The following is a 14,796-nucleotide window of genomic DNA, read 5'->3' as shown; positions in this document are numbered from 1 at the left end:
GGCCGCATGCCGTGGGCGGGATTCAGGAGAGCAGTTCGACCTCCGCCAGCGTCGCCTCACCGCCCCCGCTCACCAGCCGGTAGTGGGAGTACGAACCGGGGGAGCGGACCGAGAAGACGCGGGTCTGCCGGTCCCAGGTGAACGATTCGCCCGTCCGCCGGTCGATGTCCTTCCACGTCCTGCCGTCCGCGGAGGCCTGCACGGTCCAGGACGTCGGGGCCTTGGCGCGGTCCGCCGAGGTGAGCGTGTACTGGACGGCCCGGGTCGCCCCGGACACCGGCAGCTCCACCGAGGTGAACGTCGCCGAAGTCGCCGAGGAGTTGTCGAACAGCGGCCCCGACCCGGTGATCGCGTCGCTCGGCGGGGCGGGCACCTTGTCGTCCTTCGTGATGGAGACCGGCGCCGCGTTCTTGCCGGTGCCCCACGACGAGGGGTGCGCGCCCATGGTGAAGTCGAGCGTGCCGCCGCGCGCGAGCAGATCGTGCGGAAGCGCCGTCGAGTTCCACGCCTTCCCGTTGACCTTCAGGGACTGCACGTACACGTTCCCCGTGCTGTTCCCCGGCGCCTTCACGACCAGATCGCGGCCGTTCTCCAGGTGGACGGTCGCCTTGGTGAACAGGGGCGAACCGATCGCGTACTCGCCGCTTCCCATCACCAGCGGATAGAAGCCGAGCGCCGAGAACACGTACCAGGCCGACTGCTCGCCGTTGTCCTCGTCACCGAGGTAGCCCTGCCCGATCTCGCTGCCGACGTAGAGCCGACGCATGACCTCGCGGATCTTCTCCTGCGCCTTCCAGGGCCGGCCCGCCGCGTCGTACATGTACGTGACGTGGTGGGCGGGCTGGTTGGAGTGCCCGTACATGCCCATCCGCACGTCACGCGCCTCGGTCATCTCGTGGATGACGCTGCCGTACGAACCGGCGAACTCGGGGGAGGCGGTCTCCGGCGTCGAGAAGTAGGCGTCGAGCTTCTTGGCGAGGCCCGCCTGCCCGCCGTACAGGTTGGCCAGGCCCCGGGAGTCCTGCGGCGCGGTGAAGGCGGCGCCCCAGCCGTTGGTCTCGGTGTAGTCGTAGCCCAGATCCGCGGGTCGTACGTGTCGCTCGGCACCCGCCAGTTGCCGCTCGCGTCCTTGCCCTGGAAGAAGCCCGCCTTGGGGTCGAAGAGCTTCACGTAGTTCTGCGCGCGGCCCAGGAAGTACGCCGACTCCTCCTTGTAGCGGGGCTTCTTCGTCTTCTCGTACAGCGCCTGGCCCATCTTCGCGAGGCCGTAGTCGTTGATGTAGCCCTCCATCGACCAGGACAGGCCCTCCGGGGTCGAGGTCGGGGCGTAGCCGAGGAAGGGGGAGGTGTCCATGCCCTTGCGGCCGACGCCCGAGGACGGCGGGGCGACCGTGGCGTTCTTCAGGGCCGCCTCGTACGCCGCCTCGGCGTCGAACTTCACGCCTTTGACGTAGGCGTCGGCGAAGGCCACGTCCGAACTGGTGCCGGTCATCAGGTCCGCGTAGCCGGGCGAGGACCAGCGGGAGATCCAGCCGCCGTCCTTGTACTGCTGCACGAAGCCGTCGACCATCTCGCCGCCCTTCTCCGGGGTGAGCAGCGAGTACGCGGGCCAGGTGGTCCGGTAGGTGTCCCAGAACCCGTTGTTGACGTACATCGTGCCGTCGACGATCTTCGCCCCGGTGCGGGTCGGGGTGTCCTCGCCGGCCTTCGGGGCGAAGGGGCTGGCGTACTGGTTCTTCGAACCGACCTTCTCGTAGCCGGAGTTGGGGTACAGGTAGAGCCGGTAGAGCGAGGAGTAGAGGGTGGTCAGCTGGTCGTGCGAGGCGCCCTCGACCTCGATGCGGCCCAGGATCTGGTCCCAGGCCTTGCGCGCCTGGTCCTCGACCTTGTCGAAGCCGGTCCTCGCCGGGATCTCGGCGGCCAGGTTCGCCTTGGCCTGGTCCACGCTGATGAGTGAGGTGGCGAGCCGCAGGGTCACCGTGCGGTTCTTGCCGGGTCTGAACCGCGCGTAGCCGGTGACATCGGCGCCGCCACCGCCCGGCAGCTTGCCGCCGGCGGTCACGGGCGTATCGAAGACCCCGTACACGAAGAGCCGTCCGGCGCCCGCCGACAGGCCGCTCTTGACATCGGAGTAGCCGGTGAAGGAGGACGTCGCCGGGTCGAGGGTGAGGCCGCCCTGGTTGGTGACGTTGTCGAGGATCAGGCTCGCGTCGTCACCGGGATAGGTGAACCGCATCATCGCGGCGTGGTCGCTCGGCGCGATCTCCGTCTTGAGGCCGTTCTCGAAGGTGACGCCGTAGTAGTAGGGCTTCGCGGTCTCGTTCTCGTGCCGGAAGGGGAGCGCGCGGGCGGTCCGCGAGGCGTCGGGGGTGCCGGCCGCCGCCGACGGCATCACCTGGAAGGTCTGCCGGTCGCCCATCCACGGGCTCGGCTCGTGACTGGCGCCGAACGCCTGGAGCGTCGGCAGGTTGTCGGCGTTGTTGCGCCGCGCGTAGTCGTACAGCCAGTCCTGCGAACCGGCGTTGGTGACCGGCGTCCAGAAGTTGAAACCGTTGGGCACCGCGGTCGCCGGGAAGTTGTTGCCGCGCGAGAACGAGCCGCTGGAATTGGTGCCGCGGGTGGTCAGCGCGTAGTCCGAGAGGTGCGCGAGCGGCTTCTCGGGCTTCTTCGGCGCGATCGACAGGTCGTCGATCCAGCCCTGGAACTTGGCCGGCCCCTTGGGCGAGTCGTACGCCAGCAGGATCCGGTCCACCGTCTTGCCCGCGGCCACCGTGCCGATCCGCGAGGAGACCTGGTTCCACTGGTTGACGTAGAGCGTCTTGGCGGCGCCCTGGCCCTGCGGGCCGAGCAGTCCGCCGTGCGAGTCCAGCGCCTTCAGGTCACTCAGATAGGTGCCGTCGGTGAAGGCGAGGTCCACGGACACGTTCGTGGCGGGGTAGTTGAGGTCGGTCTCCGTCATCGACGGGAAGATCTTGTAGTCGAGCACGGTGTCCCGGCCGACCGGGGTGTGGACGGCGAAGACCTTGTTGTACGAGTACGCCCGGCCCTGGGCCTTGTGGGTGCCGGCGTACCGCAGCGCCCGCTTCCCGGTGAAGCCCGCGTTCGCCTTGGCGGTGGGGGAGCCGCCGGGGCCGCGGCCGGGCACGGTCAGCATGTCCGGGGGGACGGGGGTGCTGGTGTCGCCGTTGGAGAACTGGATGTCGGCGAGCTGGGTGATCGGGGCGCCGTTGTTGGCGGTGATCTCCAGGCGGTAGTGCGCGTAGGCGGTGGTGTTGGCGAAGTCGTACGGCTTGGTCTGGAAGCGGTCCTTGAAGCTCTCGCCGCTGCGGCTGTCCAGGGTCTTCCAGTCCTTGCCGTCCGCCGAGCCCTTCAGCGTCCAGTCCTTGGGGTCGCGCTCGGGGGCGTCGTTGGCCGAAGTCAACGCGTAGGTGACCGTCTTCACCGGTTCGGAGAAGTCGAATTCGAGCCAAGCGGTGGGCTGGAAGGCGAGCCATTTCGTGCTGGGCTGACCGTCGATGAGGTTCTCCTTCACCTCACCCCCGTCGGTGTTCTCGGCGCTGGCCCGGACGTCCGTGATCCTGTCGGTCACATTGCCCGGTATGCCGCTGGTGAAGCCGCCGTCGACGCCCGAGGACCGCTTGTTGCCCGCACGGTCCGTATCGACGGTATTGGTCCAGTCCGGCTGGGGTTGGCCCGTTTCGAACGAGGTGCTGAACCGCCCGCCGTCCTCGGGCGGTCGGGCGGTTGCCGACGGCGCCCCGACGGCCGATGGGGCCGTCGCTACGAGCAGGAACGAGGCCGCCACCAGGGCGGCCCCCGGTCCTCGTCGGTACCGGGATCTGGGCAGCATGCGGGCCCTTTCCTTCGGCGCAAAGCCGGTTCAGTCGGCAGGTGCGAAGTGGACAACGTTGTCAGAACGGAAACGCAGGATCCAGTAGCGCGGCAAGTGGTGTCCGGTGTCAAGGGTGTTGGGCCGGAATGGATGGCCTGTTTCCCGAGCGGCAATGCGGGCGTCAAGGTGTGTAATGCGCGTCAAAAGGAGCGGCCTCGTCCACATTGGTACGTACCAATGGATATATCTGCGAGGTCTCAACTCGGGAAAGACTGTCGGCCAACCCTGCTTTCGATCTTGCTCAGTTGACGGGAAGTGGACTATACCTGTCGGCGTCCGGGCAACCCGCTGAACGCGGGCGGGGGGAGTGCGACGGGCCGGTTCGGCCCGGACACCGGGCAGCTCTCCGCGATGGATGTACGGCACCACTCACGCTTCAACTGTTCGCGGGCGTCGGCGGATTCCGCTGCACCGCATGAGTCCTGGAGAAGGCGAGGACTTGAGCATGGGATCCGAGATCAACCGCCGTGACGCACTCAAGCGGGCCATGGCGATCGGCCTGCTGGCTGTGCCGGCGACGTCACTGCTCAGCGCGTGTGCCAGTTCCGACAGCAGTGACAGCACCAAGAAGCCGAGTTCCCAGGGCACCAAGTCGGCAGACAATCCGCTCGGGGTCAACAAGGGCGCCGCGCTGGAGGCGTTCGTCTTCAAGGGCGGCTTCGGCGACGACTACATCAAGTCCGCCGAGGCCGACTACAACGCCAAGTTCGGCATCACGGTCAAGCACACCGGCACCCAGGCGATCGGCCCGAAGCTCCAGCCGCGCTTCGCGAGCAGCACCCCGCCGGACTTCATGGACAACTCCGGCGCCGACAATCTCGACACCGCCGCCCTCGCCAAGACCGGCAAGCTCCAGGACCTGACCGCGCTCCTCGACGCGCCGACCATCGACGACCCCTCGAAGAAGGTCCGCGACGTCCTGATCGCCGGCACGATCGAGCAGGGCCAGTTCGGCTCCCAGGCCCTGTACGCGTTCAACTACGCGTTCACCGTCTACGGCACCTTCTACTCCAACAAGCTGTTCAAGGAGAAGGGCTGGACGTACCCGCAGACCTTCTCGGACATGCTGGCGCTCTGCAAGAAGATCAAGGCCGCGGGCATCGCGCCGTTCACGTACCCGGGCAAGTACCCGTACTACGTCCACTTCGACCTGCTGCACCAGATCGGCAAGGTCGGCGGCAAGGAGGCCCTCAACGCGATCGACAACCTCGACGACGGCGCGTTCAAGACCGACGCCGTCAAGGAAGTCATCACGTACTACGAGGAGTTGGCGGGCCAGGGCTACTTCCTCCAGGGCTCCGAGGGCATGACGCACATCCAGATGCAGACCGCCTGGACGCAGGGCCGGGCCGCGATGGTCGCCGACGGCTCCTGGGTGGAGAACGAGGCCGCGCCGACCATGCCGAAGGACTTCGACCTCGCGGTCGGCTCCCTCATCGGCAGCGGCCCGAGCGACAAGCTGCCCTTCGGCGCTTTGTACGCCGCGGCCGGCGAGCCCTTCATCGTCGCCAAGGACGGCAAGAACCCCACGGGCGGCATGGAACTGCTGCGCATCATGCTCAGCAAGAAGCAGACCACCAACTTCACCAACGCCATCAAGTCGCTGACCTGCGTCGCGGGCGCCGCCGACGGACTGACCCTGACGCCGGGCCTGACCTCCGCCAACGCCGCCCTGAAGGCGGCCGGGCAGAACGTCCTCAACTCCCGTCTGCAGGACTGGTACAAGAAGCTGAACAACGAGACGATCGGCAACGCGACGCTCGACCTGCTCTCCGGCAAGATCAAGGCGACCGAATGGATCGACCGCGCGCAGAAGGCGTCGGACGACACCAAGAAGGACTCCTCCGTCCCGAAGTTCAAGCACCTCTGACGAGGCCGCTTACCACTACTGGCTGAGACGAGAGCGACCGGCGACATGCGACACGGCAAGTACCGGTTCATCATCGGATTCCTGGCAATTCCCCTGGCGCTCTACGGGGTCCTCGTGATCTCGCCGTTCATCCAGGACTTCCAGATTTCGATGACGAGCTGGAGCGGACTGACGCCCGAGAAGAACTTCATCGGGCTGGACAACTACCAGAAGCTGATTCACAACGACCTGTTCTGGAAGGCGTTGTGGCACAACGTCCTTCTGCTCCTGTGCGTGCCGGTGGTCACGCTGGCTTTCGGTCTCTTCTTCGCCTTCATGCTGAATGTCGGCGGCCGCCGCAGAGGTGCTGCGGGGGTCGCCGGCGTACGGGGCTCCGGCCTCTACAAGGTGATCTTCTTCTTCCCGCAGGTCCTCTCCATCACGATCATCGCGATCCTCTGGCAGCAGATCTACAACCCCGACACCAAGAACGGGATGCTCAACTCCCTTTTGGCCAGTGTCGGTCTGAGTTCGCTCCAGCAGTCCTGGCTCGGCGATTCCAACATCGCGCTGATCTGCATCATGGTCGTGATGGTCTGGGCGAACGTCGGCTTCTACGTCATCCTGTTCTCCGCCGGAATGGCCTCCATTCCGGGCGAGATCTACGAGGCGGCACTCCTGGACGGCGCTTCCCGGGTCAAGACGTTCTTCCGGATCACCCTGCCGCTGCTGCGCGACACGGTGGCCACCGCCTGGGTCTACATGGGCATCATCGCCATGGACGCCTTCATCTACGTGCAGCTGATGTCCGTCAACGTCGGCGGCCCCGACGAATCCACCGACGTGGTCCCGCTGCTCCTCTACAAGACGGCGTTCCGGGACAACAGCCAGTACGGAATGGCCGCCGCCATGGGTGTCGCGATGCTCATCGTGACCCTGGTGTTCGCCATTCTCAGCATGCGGCTGTCGCGCCGCGAGCGCATCGAATTCTAGGGGTGGCGCGATGACGACCGAAACCATGAACGTGGACGGCGAGCAGTCGTCCGCACCCGCCGCCAGCGCCGCCCGCTGGAAGTGGCGCAGCAGCGAGGGCGGCGTGCTCAACGCCTTCTCGCACGTGTTCCTCTTCGTCTGGGCGCTCATGGTGGGCGTGCCCCTGCTGTGGGCGCTGTGGAGCTCGTTCAAGACCTCCGGCGACATCCTCACCCACCCCTGGTCGCTGCCCACCCATTTCCAGTTCGACAACTGGGCGCGGGCCTGGAGCAAGGCCAACATCGGGCAGTACTTCCTCAACACCGCGTTCGTGGTGGGCGCTTCGACCGTCGGCACGATGCTGCTCGGGTCGATGGCGGCCTATGTGCTGGCCCGGTTCGAGTTCCCCGGCAACCGGTTCATCTACTTCCTGTTCGTCGGCGGCATGGCGTTCCCCGTGGTGATGGTGCTCGTACCGCTCTTCTTCGTCACCAAGAACCTGGGCATCCTGAACACGCTGCCCGGACTGATCCTGATCTACATCGCGTACTCGCTGCCGTTCACGGTCTTCTTCATGACCGCCTTCTTCCGCACGCTGCCGACCACGGTCGCCGAGGCCGCGCTGATCGACGGGGCCTCGCACACCCGGACCTTCTTCCAGATCATGCTGCCGATGGCCAAGCCCGGCATCATCAGCATCGGCATCTTCAACGTGCTCGGCCAGTGGAACCAGTACCTGCTGCCCCTGGTGCTCAACCAGGGCGACACCAAGAACTGGGTGCTCACCCAGGGACTCGCGGACCTCGCCGTGCAGCAGGGTTACCAGGGCGACTGGGGGGCGCTGTTCGCCGGTCTGTCGATCGCGATGCTGCCGGTGCTCGCCGTCTACATCGTCTTCCAGAAGCAGGTCCAGGCGGGCCTGACGGCGGGCGCCCTCAAGTAGCCGCCCCTCCGGTTCCCGATTCTCCCCCCGACCGCCCGCGGGCCCCGTGCCCGCGGGCGGTCGGGTGTTTCCCGATCCGCTCCGCATCTGCTCAGGTCTTGACGGGAGACCACCCCGAAGGCTGAGCTTAGGGTTCACATGTTGGAGAAAAGACGGGGCCTCAATGCTGCGGCTCCGTGCGGGGGCGGCCGTCGTGCCGTCCGCCTACGGCGGGAGTGGATGAGTCGATGGAGACTCCGGGGTCGCAGACGTCACTGCACCGGGCCAACCTTGAGCGGGTCGTACGCGCCGTGCGCATGGCGGGCTCGCTCACCCAGGCCGAGATCGCCAGGACCACCGGTCTGTCCGCGGCCACGGTCTCCAACATCGTCCGCGAGCTGAAGGACGGCGGGACCGTCGAGGTCACCCCCACCTCGGCCGGCGGCCGCCGGGCCCGCAGCGTCTCGCTGAGCGGCTCGGCCGGGATCGTCATCGGAGTCGATTTCGGCCATACGCACCTGAGGGTGGCCGTCGGCAACCTGGCCCACCAGGTGCTGGCCGAGGAGTCCGAGCCGCTGGATGTCGACGCCTCCTCCGCGCAGGGCTTCGGCCGGGCGGAAGAGCTGGTCAAGCGGCTGATCGCGGCCACCGGCATCGGCCAGGACAAGGTCATCGGGGTGGGCCTCGGCGTGCCCGGCCCCATCGACGTGGAGTCCGGCACCCTCGGCTCCACCTCGATCCTGCCGGGCTGGACCGGCATCAACCCCAGTCAGGAGCTCTCCGGCCGCCTGGGTGTGCCCGTGTACGTCGACAACGACGCCAACCTGGGCGCGCTCGGCGAGCTGGTCTGGGGCAGCGGGCGCGGGGTCAGGGACCTGGCGTACATCAAGGTCGCGAGCGGTGTCGGCGCCGGCCTGGTGATCGACGGGCAGATCTACCGGGGGCCCGGCGGCACCGCGGGCGAGATCGGGCACATCACGCTGGACGAGTCGGGCCCGGTCTGCCGCTGCGGAAACCGCGGCTGCCTGGAGACCTTCACCGCGGCCCGCTATGTGCTCCCCCTGCTGCAATCCAGCCACGGAGCCGACCTGACCATGGAGCGAGTGGTCCAACTGGCCCGCGAGGGCGACCCCGGCTGCCGCCGTGTCGTCGCGGACGTGGGGCGGCACATCGGCAGCGGCGTGGCCAACCTGTGCAACCTCCTGAACCCCAGCCGGGTGGTCCTCGGCGGCGACCTGGCGGAGGCCGGCGAACTGGTCCTCGGGCCCATCCGGGACTCCGTGTCGCGGTACGCGATCCCCAGCGCCGCACGGCAGTTGACGGTTCTTCCGGGGGCGCTCGGCGGCCGCGCGGAAGTGCTGGGCGCGCTCGCTCTCGTACTCAGCGAAATGGGGGATTCCACCCTGTTGGAGAGTGCTCTGCCCGCCTCGGCGCCTGCCTTCACTTAGATAACGGATGGCACCGTTGTCATCTCGTTAAGGATTTACTCCTTGACGGTGGGCTTAACGCCGAGTTGACTTCCAGCCACCTCGGCCGCAACGTCGCGGCCTCGTCAGGGAGGTTTCTGAAGTGAACACGAACATGCGTCGTGCCGCTGTAGCCGTTGCCGCCACCGCGATGGCCGTCTCGCTCGCCGCCTGTGGCAGTGCCAAGCAGTCCGGCGGCGGTACCAAGGCGTCGAGCGGCAGCAGCGCCAAGAAGGGCGACGACCTCAAGATCGGCCTGCTGCTCCCGGAGAACCAGACCGCGCGCTACGAGAAGTTCGACAAGCCGCTGATCGAGGCCAAGGTCAAGGAGCTGACCAACGGCAAGGGCCAGATCGTCTACGCCAACGCCAAGCAGGACGCGACCACCCAGAGCCAGCAGGCCGACACGATGATCACCAACAAGGTGGACGCGCTCATCGTGGACTCGGTCGACTCCGCGGCCATCGCGAGCTCGGTCAAGAAGGCCAAGGACGCGGGCATCCCGGTCGTCGCCTTCGACCGCCTCGCCCAGGGTCCCATCGACTCCTACGTGTCCTTCGACAACGAGGAAGTCGGCCACGTGCAGGGCAAGGCCCTCCTCCAGGCCCTCGGCGACAAGGCCAAGTCCGGCGACATCGTCATGATGAACGGCGCCGTCACCGACCCGAACGCCGCCCTCTTCAAGAAGGGCGCCCACGCCGAGCTCGACGGCAGGGTGAACATCGGGAAGGAGTACGACACCAAGGAGTGGAAGCCCGAGAACGCCAACGCCAACATGGAGGGCGCGCTCTCCGCCCTGGGCAAGGACAAGGTCATCGGCGTCTACTCCGCCAACGACGGCATGGCCGGCGGCATCATCACCGCCCTCAAGGCGGCCGGTCTCTCCAAGCTCCCGCCGGTCACCGGCCAGGACGCCGAGCTCGCGGGTGTGCAGCGGATCGTCACGGGCGAGCAGTACATGAGCGTCTACAAGTCCTACCCGCAGGAGGACGCCATCGCCGCCGAGATGGCGGTCAAGCTGGCCAAGGGCGAGAGCCTCGACTCGATCGCCCCGAAGAAGGTCGACTCGCCGACCACCAAGGGCGTCCCGTCCACGATCGTCCCGGTGGTCGCGCTGACCAAGGACAACATCAAGGACACCGTCATCAAGGACAAGATCTACACGATCGCCGACATCTGCACCGGCAGCTACACGGCCGCCTGCGACACGCTCGGCCTCAAGTAGTTCACCCGCCAAGTCCCTTCGATTTCAAGGGACTTGCGCACCCCGAACGCTCTTCCGGTGCCCCGCGCCCGCCCCTTTTCAGCCCCGCCGGGGCGCGGGCGCCGGACGGAACGTTTCCCCCTTCTTGTTCTCTTCTGCTCGACCTCCGCGCCCCCACCCCATGGGGCGCGGCATCCCCGCCGGTCAGGCGGCGAAGGAGATGGTTCACGTGTCCGCTACGCCCGTGTTGGCGTTGCGCGGGGTCTCCAAGCGGTTCGGTGCCGTTCAGGCGCTCACCGACGTAGAGCTTGAGGTCCACGCCGGTGAAGTGGTCGCCCTGGTGGGCGACAACGGCGCCGGAAAGTCCACGCTGGTCAAGACGATCGCCGGCGTGCACCCCATCGATGACGGAGTCATCGAGTGGGAAGGCAAGGCCGTCCAGATCGACAAGCCGCACGACGCCCAGAACCTGGGCATCGCGACCGTCTACCAGGACCTCGCGCTGTGCGACAACATCGACGTCGTCGGCAACCTCTACCTCGGCCGTGAGCTGAAGAAGCGGGGCATCCTCGACGAGGTCGAGATGGAGCGCCGCTCGCGTGAGCTGCTGACCACGCTGTCGATCCGCATCCCGAGCGTCCGCATCCCGATCGCCTCGCTCTCCGGCGGCCAGCGCCAGACCGTCGCCATCGCCCGCTCGATGCTCGGCGAGCCCAAGCTCGTCATCCTCGACGAGCCGACCGCGGCCCTCGGCGTCGAGCAGACCGCGCAGGTCCTGGACCTCGTGGAGCGGCTGCGCGAGCGCGGCCACGCGGTCATCCTCATCAGCCACAACATGGCCGATGTGAAGGCCGTCGCCGACAAGGTCGCGGTGCTCCGGCTGGGCCGGAACAACGGTGTCTTCGATGTGAAGAGCACCTCGCAGGAAGAGATCATCTCCGCCATCACCGGGGCCACGGACAACGCCGTGACCCGCCGTGCGGCGCGCAACGCGGAGGTTCAGAAGTGAGCACCGACAAGACCTCCCCGACCGAGCTCGGCAAGCCGCACGCGGCCCCCGTCGACGCCCCGCCCGCCGCGGGCGACGCGGTCACCGCCGTCGACCCCCGGCTGCTCGTGCGCGAGCAGGGCTTCGCGGGCTACCTCGGTGAGTTCAAGCGGAAGCTGCGCGCCGGTGACCTGGGCGCCCTGCCCGTCATCGTCGGCCTGATCATCATCTGCATCGTCTTCCAGAGCCTGAACTCGAACTTCCTCACCGCGGGCAACCTGTCGGACATCTCCGTCGCCATGGTGGGCACGGGCATGATCGCCGTCGGCATCGTCTTCGTGCTGCTGCTCGGCGAGATCGACCTGTCGGTCGGCTCGGTCAGCGGTGTCGCGGGCGCCTCCTTCGCGGTGCTGAGCGTCACCCACGGCATGTCCGAGTGGCTGGCCCTGGTCCTCTCCATCCTCACGGGTACGGTCGCGGGCGCCATCCACGGCTACATCTTCGCGAAGATCGGTGTCCCCGCCTTCGCCGTCACGCTGGCCGGTCTGCTCTTCTGGAGCGGATTCATGCTGAAGATCCTCGGCGACAACGGCACGATCAACACGAGCGAGACGGGCATCTTCCACGACCTGTCCGGCTACTTCTTCAGCGACATCGCGGTGGCCTACGGCGCCGCCGCGGTGGCCGTCGCCGCGTTCTTCCTGTCGGCGTTCTCCGACAGCCGCCGCCGCGAGGCCGCGGGCATCCCCTCGCGCCCGCTCAACGAGATCGTGCTGCGTACGGCACTGCTCGCCGTGGTGGCCTTCGCGGCCGCGTACATGTTCAACCAGAACAAGGGCCTGCCGCTCGCGGTGGTGATCTTCCTCCTGGTGCTGGTCCTCACGGACTTCGTGCTGCGCCGCACCTCGTACGGCCGCATGATCTTCGCGCTCGGCGGCAGCGTCGAGGCCTCCCGCCGGGCCGGTATCAACATCGTGATGGTCCGCACCTCGGTCTACGCGATCTCCGGTACCTTCGCGGCCGTCGGCGGCCTCTTCCTGGCCTCCAAGATCAGCGCGGCCAACCAGGGCGCGGGCAGCGGCGACCTCCTGATGAACGCCATCGCGGCGGCCGTCATCGGCGGCACCAGCCTCTTCGGCGGCCGCGGCCGCACCTGGAACGCGCTCCTGGGCGTCCTGGTCATCACCTCGATCCAGTACGGCCTCGCCCTGGAGGGCGTCGCCGCGGCGATCCAGCAGATGATCACCGGCGGTGTGCTTCTGATCACCGTGATCATCGACGCCGTCACCCGTAAGACCCAGAAGTCCGCGGGCCGCGCCTGACCTCCGCACTTCCGACGTGCCCGGTGCCCCGACGGCACCGGGCACGTCTGCGCGCGGCGGCACGATTTGAGCCGTACGGGTGACGCGGAAGGCACCGCCCCGCGACCGCGGCCGCGGGCGGAACATTAGACTCAACGGATCGGCATGCTCGACCAGCACGGATGCAAGGAGGCACGGGTGCCGCTGCTTACCCGTATCAGGGGACCGCGCGATCTTGACCGGCTCAGCCCGGAGCAGCTCGAACAGCTGGCGGCAGAGATCCGGACCTTCCTGGTCGACGCGGTCTCCAAGACCGGCGGCCACCTCGGTCCGAACCTCGGCGTGGTGGAGCTGACCATCGCTCTGCACCGCGTCTTCGAATCCCCGAAGGACAAGGTCCTCTGGGACACCGGACACCAGAGTTACGTCCACAAACTGCTCACCGGGCGGCAGGACTTCGCCAAGCTGAAGATGAAGGGCGGCCTGTCCGGCTACCCGGCCCGTGCCGAGTCCGAGCACGACGTCATCGAGAACAGCCACGCCTCCACCGTCCTCGGCTGGGCCGACGGCCTCGCCAAGGCCAACGAGGTGCTCGCCAAGCAGGACCACGTCGTCGCGGTCATCGGCGACGGCGCGCTGACCGGCGGCATGGCCTGGGAGGCGCTGAACAACATCGCCGCCGCCAAGGACCGCCCCCTGGTGATCGTGGTGAACGACAACGAGCGCTCCTACGCGCCGACCATCGGCGGCCTCGCCAACCACCTTGCCACCCTGCGCACCACCGACGGCTACGAGCGCTTCCTGGCCAAGGGCAAGGACCTCCTGGAGCGCACCCCGGTCGTCGGGAAGCCGCTGTACGAGACCCTGCACGGCGCCAAGAAGGGCCTCAAGGACTTCATCGCCCCGCAGGGCATGTTCGAGGACCTCGGCCTGAAGTACGTCGGCCCCATCGACGGCCACGACATCGAGGCCCTGGAGTCGGCCCTGCAGCGCGCCAAGCGCTTCGGCGGCCCGGTCATCGTGCACTGCCTCACCGAGAAGGGCCGCGGCTACCAGCCGGCCCTGGCGGACGAGGCCGACCGCTTCCACGCCGTCGGCAGGATCCACCCGGACACCGGCCTGCCGGTCTCGACCTCCGGCCTCGACTGGACCTCGGTCTTCGGCGAGGAGATGGTCAGGCTCGGCAAGGAGCGCGAGGACATCGTCGCGATCACCGCGGCCATGCTCCAGCCGGTCGGCCTGGACAAGTTCGCCAAGGCCTTCCCGGAGCGGGTTTACGACGTCGGCATCGCCGAGCAGCACGCCGCGGTCTCCGCGGCCGGTCTCGCGACCGGCGGGCTGCACCCCGTCTTCGCGGTGTACGCCACGTTCCTCAACCGCGCCTTCGACCAGGTGCTGATGGATGTCGCGCTGCACAAGTGCGGGGTGACCTTCGTGCTCGACCGGGCCGGCGTCACCGGCACCGACGGCGCCTCGCACAACGGCATGTGGGACATGTCGATCCTCCAGGTCGTGCCCGGCCTCAGGATCGCGGCCCCGCGCGACGCCGACCAGGTGCGCGCCCAGCTGCGCGAGGCCGTCGCCGTCGAGGACGCCCCGACCGTCGTGCGCTTCTCGAAGGGCGCGGTCGGCCCGGCCGTCAAGGCCGTCGGCCGCATCGGCGGCATGGACGTCCTGCGCGAGCCGTCCGCGGCGACCGTCCGCCCGGACGTGCTCCTGGTGTCCGTCGGCGCGCTTGCGCCGATGTGCCTGGAGATCGCCGATCTGCTCGACGCCCAGGGCATCTCGACGACCGTGGTCGACCCGCGCTGGGTCAAGCCGGTCGACGAGGCGATGGCGCCGCTCGCCGAGAAGCACCGGGTCGTCGTCACCGTGGAGGACAACAGCCGGGTCGGCGGCGTCGGTTCGGCCGTCAGCCAGGCGCTGCGCGACGCGGGCGTCGATGTGCCGCTGCGCGACTTCGGCATTCCGCCGCGCTTCCTCGACCACGCCTCGCGCGGCGAGGTCATGGCGGAGATCGGGCTGACCGCGCCGGACATCGCGCGCCAGGTCACCGGTCTGGTGTCCAAGCTGGACGGCCGGTTCGAGGAGAGCCGAGCCGAGGCCGAACCCGCTCGCGACTGATCATGTGACCGCCGGGTCAACGGGCCGGACGGATCTCCCTGTACGGGTGATCGGTCCGGCCCGTTCGCGTGAATAACGA

8 protein-coding genes and 1 pseudogene are annotated in these 14,796 nt (G+C 67.9%); 8 read left to right on the top strand and 1 reads right to left on the bottom strand.

The annotated features are described in order from the left end of the window. Positions 1-22: 22 nt before the first annotated feature. Positions 23-3,849: pseudogene (locus ACIQ8J_RS10895) on the bottom strand (GH92 family glycosyl hydrolase). Between the two features lie 487 nt (positions 3,850-4,336). On the opposite strand from ACIQ8J_RS10895, the gene ngcE reads away from it, so the two are divergent. From ngcE to dxs, 8 genes are all read left to right on the top strand, one after another. After that, positions 4,337-5,761: an N-acetylglucosamine/diacetylchitobiose ABC transporter substrate-binding protein gene (ngcE, locus tag ACIQ8J_RS10890; RefSeq protein WP_403270981.1), complete on the top strand. Its 1,425-nt coding sequence runs from the start codon at positions 4,337-4,339 to the stop codon at positions 5,759-5,761. A gap of 45 nt (positions 5,762-5,806) precedes the next feature. After that, entirely contained in the window at positions 5,807-6,733 is a 927-nt protein-coding gene (locus ACIQ8J_RS10885) for a carbohydrate ABC transporter permease (RefSeq protein ID WP_403270984.1), read from the top strand. Between the two features lie 10 nt (positions 6,734-6,743). Next, positions 6,744-7,655 (top strand): carbohydrate ABC transporter permease, encoded by a 912-nt coding sequence (locus tag ACIQ8J_RS10880; RefSeq protein ID WP_403270987.1) that lies wholly within the window; start codon positions 6,744-6,746, stop codon positions 7,653-7,655. Positions 7,656-7,882: 227 nt separating this feature from the next. Continuing rightward, the gene (locus ACIQ8J_RS10875; RefSeq protein WP_403270990.1) at positions 7,883-9,082 is read left to right on the top strand and encodes an ROK family protein; all 1,200 of its coding nucleotides are present in this window, start codon (positions 7,883-7,885) and stop codon (positions 9,080-9,082) included. Positions 9,083-9,215: 133 nt separating this feature from the next. Then, positions 9,216-10,325 carry a sugar ABC transporter substrate-binding protein gene (locus ACIQ8J_RS10870; protein WP_403271116.1) on the top strand — a complete coding sequence of 370 codons (1,110 nt, stop codon included), beginning with the start codon at positions 9,216-9,218 and terminating at the stop codon, positions 10,323-10,325. A 199-nt stretch (positions 10,326-10,524) separates the two neighbouring features. Then, on the top strand, positions 10,525-11,313 hold the full coding sequence (locus ACIQ8J_RS10865) for an ATP-binding cassette domain-containing protein (protein ID WP_403270993.1): 789 nt from the start codon (positions 10,525-10,527) through the stop codon (positions 11,311-11,313). Continuing rightward, on the top strand, positions 11,310-12,614 hold the full coding sequence (locus tag ACIQ8J_RS10860) for a sugar ABC transporter permease (RefSeq protein ID WP_403270996.1): 1,305 nt from the start codon (positions 11,310-11,312) through the stop codon (positions 12,612-12,614). Before ACIQ8J_RS10865 ends, ACIQ8J_RS10860 begins: the two co-directional genes overlap by 4 nt. Positions 12,615-12,791: 177 nt before the next feature. After that, on the top strand, positions 12,792-14,717 hold the full coding sequence (gene dxs, locus ACIQ8J_RS10855) for a 1-deoxy-D-xylulose-5-phosphate synthase (RefSeq protein ID WP_403270999.1): 1,926 nt from the start codon (positions 12,792-12,794) through the stop codon (positions 14,715-14,717). Positions 14,718-14,796: the final 79 nt, after the last annotated feature.

The organism is Streptomyces sp. NPDC094147 (genome assembly GCF_044764265.1).
GTDB lineage: Bacteria > Actinomycetota > Actinomycetes > Streptomycetales > Streptomycetaceae > Streptomyces.
The sequence above is the reverse complement of the archived record's forward strand: the minus strand, read 5'-3'. Positions and strand labels throughout refer to the sequence as shown.

Coding starts and splice junctions, on each gene's coding strand:
- ngcE (WP_403270981.1), top strand. CDS start 4,337: ATGGGATCCGAGATCAACCGCCGTGACGCACTCAAGCGGGCCATGGCG.
- ACIQ8J_RS10880 (WP_403270987.1), top strand. CDS start 6,744: ATGACGACCGAAACCATGAACGTGGACGGCGAGCAGTCGTCCGCACCC.
- ACIQ8J_RS10865 (WP_403270993.1), top strand. CDS start 10,525: ATGGTTCACGTGTCCGCTACGCCCGTGTTGGCGTTGCGCGGGGTCTCC.
- ACIQ8J_RS10875 (WP_403270990.1), top strand. CDS start 7,883: ATGGAGACTCCGGGGTCGCAGACGTCACTGCACCGGGCCAACCTTGAG.
- ACIQ8J_RS10870 (WP_403271116.1), top strand. CDS start 9,216: ATGCGTCGTGCCGCTGTAGCCGTTGCCGCCACCGCGATGGCCGTCTCG.
- ACIQ8J_RS10885 (WP_403270984.1), top strand. CDS start 5,807: ATGCGACACGGCAAGTACCGGTTCATCATCGGATTCCTGGCAATTCCC.